Raw genomic sequence first — 18707 nt, 5'->3', positions numbered from 1 at the left:
CTAAAGTTATTTATATGGACTTACGGAACGCATGCCATGTAAATCATGGATTGCGTTTTTTTAATGTCAAAAAAATAGATCCTTTGAGGCAAACTCCCTCTAGAATCTTATTTTTATCCGCGTATAAATTTATATGCTTGTTGCTAGCAAGGTTATCGCCTCGTCTACACACAAGCGTTAGGCTTAACCCGGCAATTCTGCTAAATTTTCTGTTGAACCTCATCAACGTGAACAATCAGCAGGCGGGTTAACCAAGGAAACTTTTCCTTCTTGGCTGTAAACGCCGGGCCTTGATCGACAAATCGGCCAGTACCAAACACATGGAAACCGGCGCCGGGTCCAACTGTTCCTTCAACTTCCTTGGAACCAAACGTTAAAAGAACATGGTTATCCTTAGCAAAGTCGCCTTCGATACTGTGCATACCGGCTGCAGGAATATAGAGTTCATCGTCTTTGCGGCTGACATAAGACATCCAGGTATTGACCACGTGAGCCGGGTTGCCGTTGATGGTAACAATCGTAACAGGACCTTCGTGCTTCAACACTTCGAGGAACTTTTCATTCATCGTCTGATCTTCTTTCTTTTCATTCTTGATACGAATGTGGACGCTGCTCATAGGTCGCGCCCACGCACGTTTCTATTGGCAGGATAACATAAAAAATTATATCTAAGTATGCTCTTTTTTGTGCGATCTTGCCTTTGAACCTGTCTCGAGTCCCATCGTCTTGTGCTATAACTGATCCTCAGCTGACACGGGTATCGTCAATAGGCTGGTACTGCTTCAAAAACTTTTTCTTTGAAACCACCCGATGATTGGTGATATCTAAGTAATCACCTGGATAGCCCATGACATACATGCCATACCCGGCAAAGCCGCCGCCGATCGTGCCGACAGCCCCTATCTTTAAATTAGTGCCCAGCGATGGCTTCAGACCACTCATCAAAATGCGCAGATGATTATCCAACCAATACAAGTAATTCGCTTCAAACGCTTCACGAACCCAATCTGGCTGAGGCGTCGTTTTGCCTATTTCCCAAATATCAGCAGGTTCACCTTTGTATAAAGCCTTCATCATTCTCACCTCATGACTTTCGAATGTTGACTGAGAGCTTTTATTTCTGTCTGTGCTAGCAACTTCATTTAACGCTCTCAAATATAGACTACGCAACAATGAACATTTTCCCCTTTATAATACCCGCAAACCGGCACGCGGTGTCATCTAACAAATAAACGTCGGGTTTTGGCCGATTAACGTCATTTTAGCGGTTAATGTTGCTGCTTTTTGCCACGCCACCATCACTTCCTAAAAACGCAAAAACGCCTGGAAATCGGACTCAAACCGTCTCATTTTCCAGACATTTTTCAACGTGTTGATCATGATTAAAATAGACTCTTCAAGCAAGGGTATTTATAGAATCGGCGCCACACCATCAAAGGTATAACTGCCATCAATGACCGTCACCTTGACGTGATGAGGCCCGGCTGCCAAGTCAGTCACCACCGTATTCGGTTGCTTGGCCAACGCAGTCAACGGCACCACTTCCTGTATCCGCCCGTCAACGGCCAGCTGCAAGCGACTTGCGTGTGCTTGCGTCCCAAAGAGCACAAAACCGGTTCCTTCAACATCAAAGTCAACGGTAGCGCCTTTTTCGCCAATTGACTGCGAGCGTTCCCACGCATGCGGAAAACGTGCGGCAAGGCGTTCCCATTGATCGTCACTAAACGTTAGGCTGGCATCTAAGTCATCGCGGCGATGTCCTAATACCGCTGGTGCTGACGTACTCGTGACCGTCAAAGCCTGAATCACCGTCTTGAAATAGCCGGTGCCGACTTTGACTTGCCCGGCCAAACCCGGTTGATCACTTGGATCGTCATAAGTTACATAAGTCTGGCCATCGATTTGCACCGTCACATGGCGATCTGTTGCTTCAACAATAAGTTCGTGACTCACTTCGGCATCGAAAACCGGCACATCAAGTGTGGCTGCCAAAGCACCGCGAACGTAAAAGCGTAACTTCCCACCAACTGTCAGCGTAGCCACATATGGCGCCGAGAATAAACTGCCTTCAAAATCGTCCACACTCCGCACGCCAAGGCCAATATAGTTGGCACTGACAGTATTTTGCCGGGTTGTCGTGTCAAACGTAAACTTCAACGCAGCCGCATAGTTTAACCAACGAATATCGCCAACGGTAAAGTTCGGATCGGTTTGCGTTTCCCAAGCCAATGCCCGCGACTGCTCGGTAATCTTTTGTTGTAACCCGCGTTTACCGTCCTGCTCAACGACTTCAAACGCGCCATCCATGTCAGTTGTATATTTCGGGGTGCCGCCACGGCGCGTGAGATAATCAGCCGGCATATCGGCATAGGTGTAATCATCGTGGAAAAGAACGTGATTTTCCGGATCCTGTTGCAGTGGCTGATCAGTCTTAACATCAGGATTAGGTAATAAGGCTTGTGGCTGGAAATCCGTGGTGGTTGCACTGATGATCGCTCGCGGTTCAATCGTGACCGTTACATTCCCATTAACCGGCGTCAGCGTGGTTGTCTTTTCGCGATCGTGAATTTTACCGGCATCATCGGCCCAAGTCTGCCATACGTATAGCGGTTTAGTTGCAGCAGCTAGGTTCTTAACCGTAATCTGATAGGTTTGGGGAGCACTGGTGTCGTTGATTAGCATCACCGTGTAGTCCGTTTCATCCGGGGCAACTAACGTCATGACACTGGCAGCTCCAAACGCCTGCGTCAGATTTTCAGTCCCCGCCACTTCACTTACCGTGGCACTCGGAACATACCGCCAGTTTTTTGCGGCTGTTTGATCGCGCCATCCCGTTACGGCAAAGTCGGTGAAGTGATGCATGACCGCCAAAGCCACCGTATCTTGCTGAAAGTAACCCGACCACGGCGTATCCATTTCAAGTAATTGCTTTCCCGGATATTTTGCGCCGGGATATAAGCCGCCAATCGCTGGTTGAAAAATGTATAAACTTCGACGCGAGCGGGCATAACTTTTAACCAGACGATTGGCAACATCCAAAGCACTCATTGGACCGCCTATGCCAATGCCAGTAGTATCTTGTGTCCTAAGCGTGCCGAATGTGACTGGCGCAATACCCTCACTGTACCAGACTTCCTTATGCAGCTGATCGGCAATCTTCGTAAATGGTTTGTCCGGACCGTCATCGGTGTTGTAATGGTAGCCAACTGCCGGAATCACCGCTTGTAACTCAGGATCGTTAAGCAATGCTGTCCCCATGTCGGTTCCATAATTTTGATCTGACGTTATCAACTTAATCGCATGATAATCTGCTACTGGAAAACCTTCAGGGAAATCAGCCTGATCGGTTTTCAGCCGGTTAGCAAACCATTTTAAGTAGCGATACATCGGGTGTTTGGTCTCGTTACGGTCGGGATCAATGTAATCAAAAAGATAACCATATGCCTGCCAAGCCGCAATCACCGTTTGCTTGTAATACTGATACATGGCTTCAAAAGCTTCTGTCGGCACCTTTTCATCAGGATCATCGGACTTCACCTGGCGCCAACTTGGCCGTAAAAATCCAGGCTCTGCCCAGCGCAACATGCAGGTTTTCAAGTCCGGCTGAATCTTTTTGGCATCGGCAATGAGCTGAAACCCCATGCCCCGTGCCACATTAGCCGGTTCGTCCGCAGCACGCTGAGGAGCCGGTTCGGTGCCGCATGATGTATTCGAATCGCTGCCAAGTTCTACTTTTAGCATGCGCATCAAAGGCTGTTGCCCGCCAAACAAATGTTGCAGCACTTGCTGATAGACTTCGGGTTGTTCCCACTTGTAGTCCATTAATAACCTTGATGTATTGTTACAGCTTAGAAGTCCAAATCCTTTAATTGTGTTGGCTTCGTTTTGCTCTAACTGCAACTGACTACCATCAATCGTCAACGTATGCATGTTATTGCATCCTCACTTTCTTCTTGCCCGACTAACGATCAACACCGCTGCCGGTTGCCATGACCGCCTGCACGTCTGCATCCGTAATCAAATTCAGATCACCGCTGATCGTCAACTTCAACACACTGGCTGAAATCGCATAATTGATCTTGGCCTGCGAGTCATGGAGCGTCGCGTGCATCAAACCTGCCCCAAACGCATCGCCTGACGCCACGCCTTCCATCACATGCATGTGGAAGGTTGGCCCTTGGTATGTTTTGCCATCTTCGGCCAAAAGCCCTGTCCACCAGCTATCTTCCACCGAGTGAATGTTCCGCACAACACTGGCCACGGTTTTAACATTCGGCCACTGCTTCATTACCTGCAACATACCAGCCTTGAAACTGGCGATCTGATCAATCCCGGTCGCCATGTTACCATCAAATGCCTTAATGCCTAAGGTTGCTTCAAAATCTTCATCATTAGCCAAAACAATCGTGATATAAGGCATGACCTTGGCAAAGAATGCCTGAGCTTCTGCAGGCGACCACATTTTACCGCGATAATTCATGTCGCAAACAACGGTAATATCATGTGCGGCACAGTATTTAACGGCTGATTCAATGGCGGTCTGCATATGTTTGCCGATCGCCGGGGTAATTCCGGAAAAATAAAAATAGGCCACGTCTTTAAGCAGACTGGCCCAATCAAATTCATCAGCTTCAGCGGTCGCAAACGAACTGCCGGCACGATCGTATACGACATTCGTGTTGCGCACACTGGCCCCTTTTTCAAAGAAATAAATCCCTAAACGCGGACCACCGCGCAAGATCTTATGTGTATCTACGCCCAGACCACGAATGGTGTTGCGCGCAGTGTCGCCTAATGCATTATCAGGCAGCTTGGTGACATACTGCGCCTCGTCGCCAAGCAATGCCAAAGAAACCGCCACATTAGCTTCAGAGCCACCATAATTGGCCTCGAAGCCGGACGCTTGAAGAATACGTTGATGATCATACGGCTTCAACCGTAACATCATCTCGCCGAATGTTAATACTTTTGTCATCTGTAAGCCTTCCTTTCGTTGGGCACGATCGCGCTTACAGTGAACAAAATCTGACAACAGCGTCACCTTAGTCAGGCTGATGGCTTGGCGCTGCTTTTCCTTCAAAATAGTTAGGATAGGCACTTAAAACTGCCTTAACATCGTCGTCAATCGCTAACAAATGATCCGCAACCAAATGACTGGCTAACTCAGCATCTTTAGCCTTGACTGCATCGACAATTGCCTGATGTTCCGTGATAATGTTATGCCATTTTAAGCCGCTAACTTCCAACCGTAAGTATCGGTAGCGATTAAATTGCAAATTCATTTGCTGTACCCAAGCCCAGATAAACTGCTTATGATCGGCCATATAAAATATTTCATGAAAGTCGTGATCAAGATCAAAAAAATGATCGTAATCCCGAGAATGCTCATAAACACCCTGCAACGCAATTTGCTGTTCCAATTTAGCAATTTGATCTGGCGTCATGACATCAACTGCGTCCGCCACAATCGTCCGCTCCAAATTGACCCGGGCAAACCGGCCTTGATACATTTCATCCAGATTGATTTTTGATACATAAGTACCGCTTTGAGGAATGACATTAAATAGTCCTTCCCGCCGTAAGCGGATAATGGCCTCCCGGATCGGGGTCGCACCGATCTTGAGTTGCGCGCTCAATTCAGTCTTGTCGACTTTTTCCCCGGGGGTCAGCTGCATGCTGAGAATCATCTCCTTGATAGCGTTGTATGCTTCATCTTGATAATTCGATATTTGCATGGGCGTCACCCTTCCTTCTTTTTCACCTGATTATCTGATTGTATAACATCCCCAGCCTTTCGAGAAAGATGTTGCTTGAGACGTATAAATTATAAAACTTTTTGACAGGTGTTGACACCGTTTTCGGTAAGCGCTATCATGCCCTTGTAAGGATATACTAATATATCAGTTATCCGAGTGTCAATGTTTTCGCGCGTTTAGTTTAAAAAATACGCCTTTAACATTAGCTGACTGGTTGTATATCTACCATTAAGGTCACAACTGGTTGCAGTTTGTGACCAATCAGGTTTTAAGTGGCATAAGCTGATTGGCAAGGAGGCGGGTGTGTCAAAATTCAGGTTCCGGCATTTATGCATTTGTTCTATCTATTTATTTTTTAATGCACTTACTTAATTTCATGGGAGTGAAAAAAATGGCAAATGATGTTAAGAACGATCCTAAAGCGGTCAAAACGACGGTTGGGGTTGTTACCAACGCAAGGATTCAAGATTCACAGCAGCCAAAGATGCCACTTGGTGTTGCAACTGCAATGTTCCTCGCGCCACTTTGCTGGTACGGGCCAATCGGTTCAACCCGAAGCGTTTTAATTCCACAACTATTTAGTCAAATTGATTCGGCACACAAGGTTTGGGCTGTCGGCATTCTGGCAACCGTTGCGTCTATCACCGGTGCGATTGCCAACTTACTGTTTGGTGCTTTTTCCGATGTGACGCGAACCCGTTTTGGTAAGCGGAAACCTTATATTGTCCTTGGTACCATAGCAATCGCGCTTTCACTGGTCGCCATTGCTAATACGACTTCAATTACTGCTATCATCTTCATCTGGATCATCGCGGCGGCGGCCGAAAACGCGATTGCCGCAGCGATTTATCCGCAAATATCGGATCGGGTTGCACCTAAATGGCGTGGCACTGTTTCAACCTTTTACGGCGTTGGTTTCACGATCGCGCAACAAGGTTTTGCACTGTTAGCCGCTCAATTCCTTGGCAATGTTAAATTCGGTATTTATGTCATGGCAAGCATGACCGTTGTGTTGGCCATTATCCACGTTCTGTTGATCAACGAAAAGAGCAACCTGGACGAACCAAAGATCAAGCTCGACAAAGAATCACTCAAGAAGTACTTCTTCTTCCCAACCCATGATGCGCGCGACTTTTATCTCGCCTTGTCAGGTAAATTCCTGATGGTTGTCGGTTCTACGATTGTTACCACATTCCTTTTGTTCATCTTCACCGACTATATTGGTCAAAGCACCAAACAAGCTGGCGGTTCCATCTCTGTATTTTCAACCATCATGTTAGTCATTGGTGTCTTCTTCGCTTTAGTTGGCGGTCCACTTGCCGATAAAATGAAGCGGGTTAAGGGTCCGGTTGTTATCGCAACGTTCGCCTTAGCCGTAGCTGCTTTGTTCCCATTGTTTGTCAAAGAAGCTTGGGCAATGTTTGCCTACGCTGTTATCGCTGCTTTTGGTAATGGCTTGTACAACTCAGTCGATGGCGCGTTGAACATGGATGTGCTGCCATCTTCTGATACTGCTGGTAAAGACTTAGGACTGATCAACTTAGCAAACACGTTGGGCCAGATGCTTGGTGCCATGGTTGCTTCTGCTATTGTTGAAGGCTTCGGTTATCAGGCAGTCTTCATCTTCGCGGTTGCAATGGAAATCATCGGTGGCTTCTTGATTGCCGCCATCAAACGTGTTCGTTAATTAACAGAAAGCGTATGCTCACCTATCTGCTAATATTGTGGATGACAGGTTTTCTAGCAAAGGTGTGAATGCTAACAAGAAATAACGTCGGAAAAGTCGGAATCAAACAACGCGGATAACTGTTGTTGATTCGACTTTTTCCTTTTTAATGGTTCAGAGCCTATACAGAAATATTTTTTGGATTAAAATGTTAAAAGTATTCTGATAGCGCTTTCCATTTTAACCCGCACGTGCTATATTAAGTGTGTGAAACTGATATATTAATATATAAGGAGGTTCATCATTTTGGTTAAGCTAACCGACGATTATCAAGCAAAGGCTGCTGATTTCAAAGCGGCTGGTATCGCTGTTCCGCAATTCGACCAAGAACAAATGAAACAGACAACTGAGGCCAATCCTGTATGGGTTCACTTCGGCGGCGGCAATCTTTTCCGCTGCTTTCATGCCAAGATTGCGCAGGACTTGCTCAATAATGGCAGCTTAAAGTCTGGTGTGGTTGTTGCCGAAACTTATGATGGCGATGTGCCTGCCGATATCTACAAGCCATATAACGATCGCGTGTTGCAAGTGGTTATGCAACCAGACGGCACACTTGATAAGACACTGATAGCCAGTGTTGCCGAAGCGATTTACTACAACAAGACCAATCCTGAAGGCTGGGAACATTTAAAAGAAATCTTCACGAAGCCTTCACTGCAACTCGTTACGATGTCCATTACCGAAAAAGGCTATCAACTGACTGATATCAACGGCAAACTGACACCAGCTGCCGAAGCTGATATCGCAGGTAAGCCAGATGATGCGACGACCAATATGGGGGCCATTGCGCGCCTACTTTTGGCACGTTACGAAGCCGGTGCCAAGCCAATTGCCATGGTCAGCACTGACAACTTCTCTGAAAACGGCAAACGTTATGAAGACGGCATTTTGACAATTGCCAAGGGCTGGGCTAAACACGGGACGGTCACCCAAGGCTTCATCGATTATCTGACCGATCCTAAGCAAGTCAGCTTCCCATGGTCCATGATTGATCGGATCACACCGAACCCGGCGCAAAACGTTGCCGACAAACTTAAGGCAGAAGGTTTTGAAGACACCACCATCGTGCACACACCTAAGCACACCAATATTGCGCCATTTGGTAATACGGAAGAAACCCACTACCTCGTCATTGAAGACAGCTTCCCAAATGGTCGTCCGGCGCTGGAAAATGCCGGTGTCATCCTCACCGATCGCGACACCGTTAACGATGCCGATCAGATGAAGGTCACCGCTTGCTTGAATCCATTGCACACGGCTTTGGCCATTTATGGTAACCTCCTTGGCTACACGTCAATTGCTGCTGAAGTTGAAAATCCTAATTTGCTCACTTTGATCAAGTACCTTGGCTATAAAGAAGATCTGCCAGTTGTGAAGGATCCTAAGATTATCGATCCTAAGAAGTTTCTGGATCAGCTGGTCACCAAGCGCTTGCCAAACAAGAATATTCCCGATACCCCGCAACGGATTGCCAGCGACACGTCCCAGAAATTGCCAATTCGTTATGGCGTGACGATCCAGCACTACTTGGACAAGGATCCTGAAAGCGTTAAGCAGCTTAAGGCAATTCCGCTCATTCTTGCCGGTTGGTGCCGTTACCTGATGGCATTGGATGATAAAGGTAACGACTTCACCCCAAGCCGCGACCCATTATTGGATCAGTTACAGCCATATGTTGCCGACATCAAGTTAGGTAGTGATGCCGATGTCCACGCCGCACTCAAGCCAATCTTGAGCAATGCCCAGATCTTTGGCCACGACCTTTATCAAATCGGTTTGGCTGACCAAGTAGAAGCCGACTTCAAGAAACTCATTGCCGGCCCAGGTGCAGTGACTAAGACCCTTGAACAATTTCGTCAAGATCATGAAAAGGAGCTTTAATTTATGTCAGATTTAAAAATGGGTTTTCGCTGGTTCGGCGAAAAAGATGACCCCATCACCTTACAGCAAATTCGTCAGATTCCCGGTACGCAACAAGTTGTCGGTGCGCTTTTCGATGTTCCGGTAGGTGAAGTTTGGCCCAAGGAAAAAATTGCCGCACTGAAGAAACAAGTTGAAGATGCCGGCTTAAAACTGGAAGTCATCGAATCCGTCAACATTCACGATGACATTAAGATTGGCTTGCCATCACGCGACAAGTATATCGAAAACTACAAGGAAACCATCAAGAACCTTTCCGAATATGGGATCAAGGTCATTTGCTACAACTTCATGCCGATCTTTGACTGGCTGCGGACCAATCTCCACTATCAGCTAGAAGACGGCAGCAATGTCATGGCCTTTCAACATCAATATCTAAAAGACGATCCACACGATATTATCGATTCGGTTCGTAACAACTCAGAAGGCTATGTTCTTCCTGGCTGGGAACCGGAACGTCTGGCTGAAATCGAACGCTTATTCAAAGCTTATGCTGACGTTGATGCCGCTAAGTTACGCGAGAACATGAAGTACTTCCTTGATGCCATCATCCCAACCTGTGAAAAGTATGACGTTCGCATGGCCATGCACCCGGATGATCCGCCGCGCGAACTCTTTGGCTTGCCGCGGGTTTACAAGAACGCTGAAGACATGCGGATCATTGAAGGCATGCATGAATCTCGGTACAATGGGTTTACCATCTGCACCGGTTCCTTAGGCGAAAATCCAAACAACGATGTACCAGCCATCATCCGTGAATTTGTCAAAAAAGATCGGGCACCTTTTATCCACGCCCGTAACATCAAGTTCATCAACAAAGAAGGCGACTTCCACGAATCCGATCACCTTTCCAAGGATGGTTCGCTGGATATGTACGAAATCATGAAGGCCTTGCATGACCTTGATTACGATGGCTACATCCGTCCTGACCACGGCCGCAACATCTGGGGCGAAAATGGCCGCCCTGGCTATGGTTTATACGATCGTGCTTTAGGCATCACCTATCTAAACGGCCTCTGGGAAGCATTAGAAAAAGGGAGCGCAAAGTAATGGCTTTTTTGGACGATGATTTTCTCTTAACCAATGAGCCGGCTAAGCAACTATTTCATCAATATGCTGCTGACCTGCCGATTATTGATTTTCACTGTCATCTTAACCCGCAGGAAATCTATGAAAATCGTAACTTCAAGAACATCACCCGCATTTGGTTAAACGAAGGCACATACGGCGATCACTACAAGTGGCGCCTGGAACGGGCTAATGGTGTCCCTGAAGAACTCATCACTGGCGATGGCGATGATTACGAGAAGTTTGTCGCCTGGTGCAAAACCATGGAAAATGCTTGGGGCAACCCTGTGTTTGAATGGACCCACCTCGAACTGCGCCGTTTCTTCGGCAGTGATCTGGTATTGAGTCGTGACACCGCCAAAAAGGTCTGGGATCTCACCAACGCCAAACTGGCTACCCCTGAGTTTACGCCGCGCGCGTTGATTCGGCGCAGTCATGTCGAAGTTGTCTGCACCACCGATGATCCAGCCAGCGACTTGCACTACCACGAACTCATTGCTAACGATGCGCCCTGATAAGTTAATGGCGATCTGTGCCAATACTTACGGCGACTACTTACAAACCCTTGGCAAAGCAGCAGGCGTTGAAATCACCGACTTTGCTTCCTTGAAGAAAGCCATGAAACAACGCTTCACCTTCTTTGCCGAGCATGGTGGCCACCTTTCTGACCACGGCCTCAACAGCTTCCACTACCGCCCAGTCGATCAAGAAGCACTTGATACCATTATCAAGAAAGGCATTGAAAACCGGCCAGTCAGTGATGTTGAAAATGATCAGTATCTCACCGGACTTGTGGAAATGCTGATGGATCTCAACCGGGAGTTCAACTGGACGATGCAGTTCCATGCCAATGTTGATCGCAGTCTCAGCTTACCGAACTTGAAAAAGATCGGTCCCGACACCGGCTTCGATGCGATGGGCAGTCAACCTGATTTGGTCGGCGAGTTTCGGGATCTTTTCCAAGCGATGGACGCGCGTGGCCCACTGCCAAAAGTGATCTTCTATTCCCTGAATCCAAATGATTGGCTACCACTCATCACCATGTTACAAAGCTTCGTTGGCCAAGGCGATAAACAACACCTGCAATTAGGTGCTGCCTGGTGGTTTAATGATACGGCTGAAGGGATGCATCGGCAGCTTCAGACTTTTGCGCAACAAAGCCTGTTACCAAACTTTGTCGGCATGTTAACAGATTCGCGTAGTTTCCTGTCTTATCCGCGGCATGAATACTTCCGTCGGGTACTGTGCAACTTCTATGGTGAACTGGTTGAACAGGGTCGAGTACCATATGACCTTGATGCCCTTGGCCGGATTATCAAGAATATCAGCTATGGGAACGCGCATGACTACTTTGGTTTCTACGACAATAACAACGATTAAACGCTTAAAGGAGTACGATCACACGTGAATGAATGCCTGACAATCGGTGAACCGCTAGTCGTCTTTGCCGCTGAAGAAGCAGATGTTCCATTAGCGGCCGCCAAACATTTTACCAAGTATCTGGCCGGCGCTGAGTTAAATGTTGCCGTTGGATTGAGTCGACTCGGCCATTCCGTCGAGTACATTACGCATCTCGGTGAAGACCCGAATGGCATTTTCATTCGCCAACAACTCACAGCAGCCGGCATCGGTTGCGACAATGTAACCACGACTTCACGTTATCCAACCGGCATCGAGTTCAAGGCGCGTGTGACGCATGGCGATCCTAACACCTACTATCTGCGGGCAGGATCAGCGGCAGCGCATTTTGATCCCGCGGCGATTGATCGGATTGACTTGGCCGGCGTCAAACTTGCCCACATTACCGGTATCTTCCCAGCCGCTTCAGCATCAACGCTGGCTGCAACGAAGCGGCTGATGAAACGTTTGATCAGCAATCACATTCTGATCACGTTCGACCCCAATTTGCGCCCAGCACTATGGCCTGATCAGAACACCATGGTGACAACGATTAATTCGTTGGCCAAAAGTGCATCGATCGTGCTGCCAGGTGCCGCAGAAGGAAAAATTCTCGTCGGCAGTGATGATCCGGAAACCATCGCTCACTTCTATCTCAATCAAAGTGAGCAAACGCAGCTGGTCATTGTCAAAGTCGGTAAACAAGGTGCGTATCTGTTAGGCCGTGATGTGCCTGGACAGTTACTGCCAAGTTTTCCGGCCGAACACATTGTCGATACGGTGGGCGCAGGCGATGGCTTTGCATTAGGTGTGATCAGCGCCATCCTGGAAGGCCGCTCACCGGCCGAAGCAGCCAGCCGCGGTAATGCTATCGGTGCCTTAGCGATTCAATCACCTGGCGACAACACCGGTTACCCAACGCGACAACAGCTTGACAAGTTCATGCAAACCAGTCTTAATAAAACTGAGCGCGCGTGAGACACTCAATTCTTTTAAGCATCCCATTTGATTTTCTTCACTACAGAACACGTCTAAGGAGAAAAAACACCCATGCAAAAATATGACTATCTTAATCGCTTAATTAACACCGGCTGTGTCGCCGTTGTCCGCGGTGACGATGCTGATGAAGCGGTCAAAACCGTTGATGCCGTGATTGCTGGCGGCGTTACGGGTATTGAGCTTACTTTCACCGTCCCGCATGCTGACAAGGCATTGGATGAACTCAGTGAAAAGTATGGTGACCGTGAAGACGTCCTGATCGGTGCCGGAACGGTTCTTGATCCTGCAACCGCGCGTTTGGCCATCATTGCCGGCGCCAAGTTCATCGTCAGCCCAAGCTTCAATGCTGACGTTGCCAAGATCTGCAACCTTTATTCAATTCCTTACACCCCAGGCTGCTTCACCCCAACCGAAATCCAAACCGCGCTTGAAGCCGGCGTCGATCTCGTGAAGGTCTTCCCTGGTAGTGTTGCTGGTCCGGCTATGGTCAAAGCACTTCACGGCCCATTCCCGCAGCTGGCCATTATGCCAACCGGTGGTGTGTCGCTTGATAACCTCGAAACTTGGTTCGATGCCGGCGTTACCTTAGTCGGTGCCGGCAGCAACCTCACCGCCGCAGCCAAAACCGGCGACTATGCCGGCGTCACTGCTACAGCTAAGAAGTATCGGGCTAAGCTTGATGCCATTCGGGCTGGTAAGTAAAGAAAATACTATCACCATAAACGACTGATCTACTTTTGTTAACTACCAAAAACACTTGCCATGAAGGACACTCCCGGCAAGTGTTTTTTAGTTATATCTCCAAATACTATTCTTGGTATGTTAAGCGTCGTTTGCTGACAATTTTGGGTAGTCATTACCTTGGAGATGGCTGCGACACTTTTTCCAGTATTTTTCATCTCTATATTTTGACCATCAGCCAAAAAGAGACTCTAGGGACACTTCAATCGTCCCTAGAGCCTCTTTATTTAGTTTTGATCTTCCATAGTCAGGGGTCTTAAGCTTATCTAGTCGTTCGCTTTACGTGCTTGATTATTTAGCTTTCCCTTTCTGGTGTAAGAACCATGCAAAGCCGCTGATGCCAATGAGGAAAACGACTGCTGCCATCGTAACGGCCAGTGACAGCTGTGCTTCACCTGTACTTGGATACTTGGCTGTTGATGAAGAAGCTGTTTCTTCGCTAGAACTGGCACTTTCGGATGAAGCATCACCTGTTGATGGCAGCTTACCTGTTGGCGCTGCGACAAGACTGGTTTTGGCTTTCTTCAGTGCGGTTGCGGCTGCATCTAATTCTTGCTGACTCGGCTTACCTGCTAACAGTTTTTGTGCTGCTGCTACTGCTTGCTGATAAGGCGTCCAGCTGTCTTGGGTGTAATCATCGGCACGCAAGGTTTGCGACTCGGTGACGAGCTGAGTCAGTTGGTCGCGGCTGACGGTTACAACGGTCTGTTTAAAGGCTGTGACCGCTTGTTTTAATGTTGATGCTGCAGTGTCGATATCATCTTTTGAAGCATCAGGGTTATCCGCGACTTTCTTGGCGGTGTCGATCGCAACCTGGAGGGTTTTAAGCGCATCTGCTGGGTAGTTACCTTCGTGGTCGCCAGTTACTGCTGAATGACTGAGCGTTTGTGCCTCTGTGAGTGCCGTTTGCAATGCCGATTTATCTGGGCTAAGGGTTAAGCCGTCATAAGCATCATTTAACTTCTGCAAAGCCGTATCAACATCTGCTTGAACCGCGTCAGTGTCTGCCAACACTTTTTTCGCATTAGCAAGTGCTGACTGGAAGGTTGTCCAACTTGCGGTCGTGTACTTATTAGCTTGGTTGGTCACTGTACTGTCTTTGTCATAAGCCGTCTGTAGTGCCGACTTATCTGGTTTCTGGCTGTTAAGCTTTAAGCCAGCATAAGCGTTATTCAATTTTTGCAAGGTTGTATCAAGACTGTCTTGGGTCGCGTTGGTGTTAGCGAGAACCTTTTGCGCATCTGATAACGCCGTCTGGAATGCCTGCCAACTATCACTCGTGTACTTGTCGTTTGGATTCGTAACTGCCTTATTCTTATCGTATGCAGCCTGAAGTTTCGTCTTATCTGGCTTTGCTGGGTTCAACGTTAAGTCAGTGGCTGCCTGGTTCAGACTTTTCAAGGCGTTGTCGACATCATTTTGGGTTGCGTTGGTGTCGGTAAGAACCTTTTGCGCATCTGATAACGCCGTCTGGAATGCCTGCCAACTTTCACTTGTGTACTTGTCGTCTGGGTTCGTAACCGCCTTATTCTTATCGTAAGCAGCCTGAAGTTTCGTCTTATCTGGTTTGGCCGGGTTCAGCACTAAATCAGAGGCTGCCTGATTTAGATTCTTCAAGGCGCTGTCAACATCATTTTGAGTTGCGTTGGCGTTAGCGAGAACGTACTGCGCATCCGTTAATGCGGTCTGGAATACTTTACAGCTGGCGGCCGTGTACTTATCGCTTGGGTTAGTCACAGCTTTTGCCTTATCATAAGCCGTTTGTAGTTTTGTCTTGTCTGGGCTAAGCGCCAAGGCGGCATATGCTGTGTTGAGGTTTTTGAGGGCCGTATCAATATCGTTTTGTGAAACCGTCGTGTCTGCAAGGACATTTTTTGCTGCTAATAAAACTTTTTGAAACGATGTCCAACTTGATGACGTGTACTTGTTATCGGCGTTCGTGACATCTTTGACTTTATCGTAAGCCGTTTGCAGCTTGCTGAAATCGGCAATGGTGTCACTTGGGACGACACCGACATAATCAACTGCTAACGTACCGCTTTTGACAGTGAACGTCACGGTATGCTGGCCGTACTTCAAATTTCGTAATGTGTAGGTCTGCCCGAGATTGTCGGCCTTGTTGGTTGCAGCATCTGTTGCGACTTGTTTGCCATCAACCGTCACATCCAACTTCACTGAGCCATCATTGTTGCCACAAATATCCAGACCGGTCCCAGTGAACGTATACGTAAGGGTAGCACCGGCGCCTGTATTCTTGGAAACTGTCCGGTCCCGCAAGTACATACCTTGTTCGGTTTCGTGCGTCCACTGATCGTTATAAACCAGTTGTTGTTTTGGTGTGGCAGATGTGTCGTACATCTCTAAGTCATCGATTTGTTGCGAGTAGTACGGGGTATAGCCTTTGACAGTTTCAACTTTCAGGTTATCAAAGTCAGTGTGGAAGTAGCCGCTGCCTAAAGTAACTCGTCCGGAAAGCTCAGACGTGACCTTGCCATCAGCAACCTTTTGGCCATCAATGGAAGCCGTGATGGTATTGCCTGCTGCCTGAATGGCAATATTGTGCCAAGCCGTATTCGTTGTATCGAAGCCGGAAATCTTGGTGCCGCCTTGACCAGTGGCGACATTGCCACTTGCAACTGACTGACTGCCGATATGCAATGACCAGCCGCCATCCTGCCAGAATTTCAGGTAGGCTGCCGGGCCTGAATCAGCCTGCTGACGTGCACCGATCGAAGCATAATTTGCGCTGCCATGGGTGCCTTTATCTTCAAATGAGACATCCGTGCTGGCTTTGTAATTCATCCAGCGATTGTCGCCGATCCATGCCAACGCATCGCCATCGTTCCAAGCCCCGCCCGGTTCGACCACCGTTGAGTCCAACTGCTGGCGTAAAACGTAATGACCTGACTTGGCATTTGTCGTCTTGTAGCCTTCAAGTGTCCCATTACGATTAAATGTATACAACGGATAGAAGCCTTCGTCACCACCGCGCGATGTTATGAAGTCTTCAGTCTTTGCGGTGTTGCTGGTGCCATCAGCATTCAGCGTTGCAACTTTCTTACCGCCATATTCAAAATTATCTGCATACAAGGTCGTGTCTGAGGTGTCGGTCCCTTTACCATTGGCATCGGTATCAAGTACCGTCCGCTGCTTGTTCGATGAAGCCGATATACCTTGGTTCAAATCGGAATCCTTTGCCTTATCAAGCGTGGTGACCGTCTTGATTGAAAATGGTTTAACCGTAACGGTATAAACACCTTTGCTATCAGCTTGGACATCACCAACATGTTTGAGGTAATTGCTGTCATACGCATCTTTTGCAGTCGTGTCAGCTGCCCGTGTTTCCCATTCCTCAAGGGTCGGGGTTCCTTTATAAGCCATGTTGGAAGCCGAGATCTGATAGTGCTTCGTGTACTTACTATCATTGACGATAACCGTGGAAAAATCCTTTTTATCCGGTGAAGCAAGGGTTAAATAGTTAGCCAAACCGTTGCGGCCGTTGACATTATTGGAACCCGTTGCCGTGGAAACACTTGCCTGAGATACGGCGCGCCAGATACCAGACGTATTGTCGCTATTTTCCCAACTAAGTTTGGCAAATTTACTGAATTGGGCAAGCACATCAATCGCAACATCACTATTCGTCCACCCTGACCATGGATCGGTTGCCTGCAGGACACTCTTAGATGAATATTGACCGCCTTCATAGAAAGCTGCAATTGCCGGTTGGTAGATAAAATTCGTCCGCCGTGAATCGGTAAAACCTTTCACAATGGTGTTGGCCATTTCTAATGAGCTGCCTGCTACACCGATTCCGGTACCTGAATTAGGCCGGTAGTCGGAGTTGCCAAAAGTGGCCTGAGCTTCACTATTCCACACTTCCTTGTCGTACTTATCAGCAAGTGCCGTGAAGTTCTTAGCGCTGTCATCTTCGGTTGAGTAGTGATAGCCGGCTGCCGTAACCGCGTTTCGTAAGGATGAATCGGTGACCATATCCTTACCAAAACTACCAACACCGACCTCATCGGAAATGACCACTTTGATCTTGTTATAAAGTTGACGTTCTGTGTCATTCTTAAAGCCGGTGTTATCGGTTTTAACGCGCTCTGCATATTCTTTAGCCCACGCTAGATCCGGCTTATGCTCATTTAATCCCGGATTAACATAGTCGACCATATAGCCATATGTACGATACGCGTTCAAAATCGAGTTCTTGTACCAAGTGTAAATCTGATCGTTTGTTTTGGCCCATCCCGGCGCGTTCCAGCGTAAAATTGTCACCTTCAGATTGGGATTAATCTTCTTGGCATCTGCCACTAACTGGAACCCTTGATCGCGGGTCACATTGGCAGCTTCTGATTCCGTGCGTTGGGTGGCCGGTTCCGAACCGGTGGAGTTGTTGCGGTCATTACCCATTTCCAGTTTGAGATTGGTCATAATGGGTTGACTGCCGCCAAACAAGGTCTTCATCATCTTGGCGTAAACATCGGGCTGTTCGGATTTATAATCCATTAACAGCGCACTAGTACCGTTACCACTCAGGACACCGAAGCCCTTAAAAGTCAGGCCGTTGGTGTTGTTTGAAGCAATGTCGTTCCCATCGAGATGAACGGCAACCGTGTCTTCCGGGTTTTGCGATGCAGCGCGGGTTGCAGCGGGTATTGTCAGCAATATTACCAGTGATACCGCCATCATTGCCATGACAATACCGGACCAAAGCAATCTGTATCTGCTGCTTTTAGGTTTTGAGCCAATCAGCTTTGCTTTCATTTGAGTATTTGCCTCCCATGTCTTTGTTCCGTCTGCGTTTACCGATTGCTTTTTTTGCCTGAACGCGGCACCCCCTTTAGTAACCGTGCATAAAAGCACTTACTGAATGCGCTTACTTGTTAAACTCATATATTAGTATACATGTTTAAGGGTTAACAACAATAATTTTTGCCAAATTTGTCGCATGTTTTTCAATGGTTTAGGCCAATTGTTTGCCATTACGGCCTATTTAAGCAGGGTTTGTCAATCTTCTGTCGATTAAAATAGTTGCTGATATTTGGGGGGATTAAGTCAGGCCATCCTTTAGACATTCACGCGCACGCAAAAAT

At 47.7% G+C, this 18707-nt stretch carries 11 protein-coding genes and 1 pseudogene; 6 read left to right on the top strand and 6 right to left on the bottom strand.

Annotated elements, in window-relative coordinates:
• Window positions 1-200: 200 nt before the first annotated feature.
• The 5 genes from ACWP87_RS04015 to ACWP87_RS03995 form a co-directional block, all read right to left on the bottom strand.
• Window positions 201-566, bottom strand: a complete 366-nt coding sequence (locus tag ACWP87_RS04015; RefSeq protein WP_015764808.1) for a pyridoxamine 5'-phosphate oxidase family protein — start codon at window positions 564-566, stop codon at window positions 201-203.
• A 178-nt stretch (window positions 567-744) separates the two neighbouring features.
• On the bottom strand, window positions 745-1074 hold the full coding sequence (locus ACWP87_RS04010) for a hypothetical protein (RefSeq protein ID WP_015764807.1): 330 nt from the start codon (window positions 1072-1074) through the stop codon (window positions 745-747).
• A 336-nt stretch (window positions 1075-1410) separates the two neighbouring features.
• Complete coding sequence (locus ACWP87_RS04005) at window positions 1411-3930, bottom strand: galactosidase (protein WP_014568910.1); 2520 nt, start codon at window positions 3928-3930, stop codon at window positions 1411-1413.
• 31 nt (window positions 3931-3961) lie between these two features.
• A complete protein-coding gene (locus ACWP87_RS04000) occupies window positions 3962-4975 on the bottom strand; it encodes a sugar kinase (protein WP_014568909.1) in 1014 nt (337 codons plus the stop codon).
• Between the two features lie 67 nt (window positions 4976-5042).
• Window positions 5043-5735 carry a GntR family transcriptional regulator gene (locus tag ACWP87_RS03995; protein WP_014568908.1) on the bottom strand — a complete coding sequence of 231 codons (693 nt, stop codon included), beginning with the start codon at window positions 5733-5735 and terminating at the stop codon, window positions 5043-5045.
• Between the two features lie 379 nt (window positions 5736-6114).
• Between ACWP87_RS03995 and ACWP87_RS03990 the strand changes: the two genes are divergently transcribed.
• From ACWP87_RS03990 to ACWP87_RS03965, 6 genes and pseudogenes are all read left to right on the top strand, one after another.
• Window positions 6115-7443, top strand: coding sequence for an MFS transporter (locus ACWP87_RS03990; protein WP_087307845.1), 1329 nt, complete (start codon window positions 6115-6117; stop codon window positions 7441-7443).
• Window positions 7444-7728: 285 nt separating this feature from the next.
• Window positions 7729-9363 (top strand): mannitol dehydrogenase family protein, encoded by a 1635-nt coding sequence (locus ACWP87_RS03985; protein ID WP_014568906.1) that lies wholly within the window; start codon window positions 7729-7731, stop codon window positions 9361-9363.
• Between the two features lie 3 nt (window positions 9364-9366).
• Window positions 9367-10452, top strand: a complete 1086-nt coding sequence (uxuA, locus tag ACWP87_RS03980) for a mannonate dehydratase (protein WP_005710812.1) — start codon at window positions 9367-9369, stop codon at window positions 10450-10452.
• Window positions 10452-11850: pseudogene (gene uxaC, locus ACWP87_RS03975) on the top strand (glucuronate isomerase). Before uxuA ends, uxaC begins: the two are co-directional and overlap by 1 nt.
• A 24-nt stretch (window positions 11851-11874) precedes the next feature.
• On the top strand, window positions 11875-12846 hold the full coding sequence (locus ACWP87_RS03970) for a sugar kinase (RefSeq protein WP_014568903.1): 972 nt from the start codon (window positions 11875-11877) through the stop codon (window positions 12844-12846).
• A 72-nt stretch (window positions 12847-12918) separates the two neighbouring features.
• Window positions 12919-13569 carry a bifunctional 4-hydroxy-2-oxoglutarate aldolase/2-dehydro-3-deoxy-phosphogluconate aldolase gene (locus ACWP87_RS03965; RefSeq protein WP_005687550.1) on the top strand — a complete coding sequence of 217 codons (651 nt, stop codon included), beginning with the start codon at window positions 12919-12921 and terminating at the stop codon, window positions 13567-13569.
• Between the two features lie 330 nt (window positions 13570-13899).
• Here ACWP87_RS03965 and ACWP87_RS03960 read toward each other — a convergent pair whose 3' ends face one another.
• Window positions 13900-18378 (bottom strand): FIVAR domain-containing protein, encoded by a 4479-nt coding sequence (locus ACWP87_RS03960; RefSeq protein ID WP_014568902.1) that lies wholly within the window; start codon window positions 18376-18378, stop codon window positions 13900-13902.
• Between the last annotated feature and the right edge of the window lie 329 nt (window positions 18379-18707).

The sequence above is a fragment of the Lacticaseibacillus sp. 22 genome (assembly GCF_055413445.1).
The sequence above is the reverse complement of the archived record's forward strand: the minus strand, read 5'-3'. Positions and strand labels throughout refer to the sequence as shown.

Excerpts from the sequence above, each read along its gene's own strand:
- ACWP87_RS04015 (WP_015764808.1), bottom strand. The coding sequence starts at position 566 with ATGAATGAAAAGTTCCTCGAAGTGTTGAAGCACGAAGGTCCTGTTACG.
- ACWP87_RS04010 (WP_015764807.1), bottom strand. The coding sequence starts at position 1,074 with ATGAAGGCTTTATACAAAGGTGAACCTGCTGATATTTGGGAAATAGGC.
- ACWP87_RS04005 (WP_014568910.1), bottom strand. The coding sequence starts at position 3,930 with ATGCATACGTTGACGATTGATGGTAGTCAGTTGCAGTTAGAGCAAAAC.
- ACWP87_RS04000 (WP_014568909.1), bottom strand. The coding sequence starts at position 4,975 with ATGACAAAAGTATTAACATTCGGCGAGATGATGTTACGGTTGAAGCCG.
- ACWP87_RS03995 (WP_014568908.1), bottom strand. The coding sequence starts at position 5,735 with ATGCAAATATCGAATTATCAAGATGAAGCATACAACGCTATCAAGGAG.
- ACWP87_RS03990 (WP_087307845.1), top strand. The coding sequence starts at position 6,115 with ATGCACTTACTTAATTTCATGGGAGTGAAAAAAATGGCAAATGATGTT.
- uxuA (WP_005710812.1), top strand. The coding sequence starts at position 9,367 with ATGTCAGATTTAAAAATGGGTTTTCGCTGGTTCGGCGAAAAAGATGAC.
- ACWP87_RS03965 (WP_005687550.1), top strand. The coding sequence starts at position 12,919 with ATGCAAAAATATGACTATCTTAATCGCTTAATTAACACCGGCTGTGTC.
- ACWP87_RS03960 (WP_014568902.1), bottom strand. The coding sequence starts at position 18,378 with ATGAAAGCAAAGCTGATTGGCTCAAAACCTAAAAGCAGCAGATACAGA.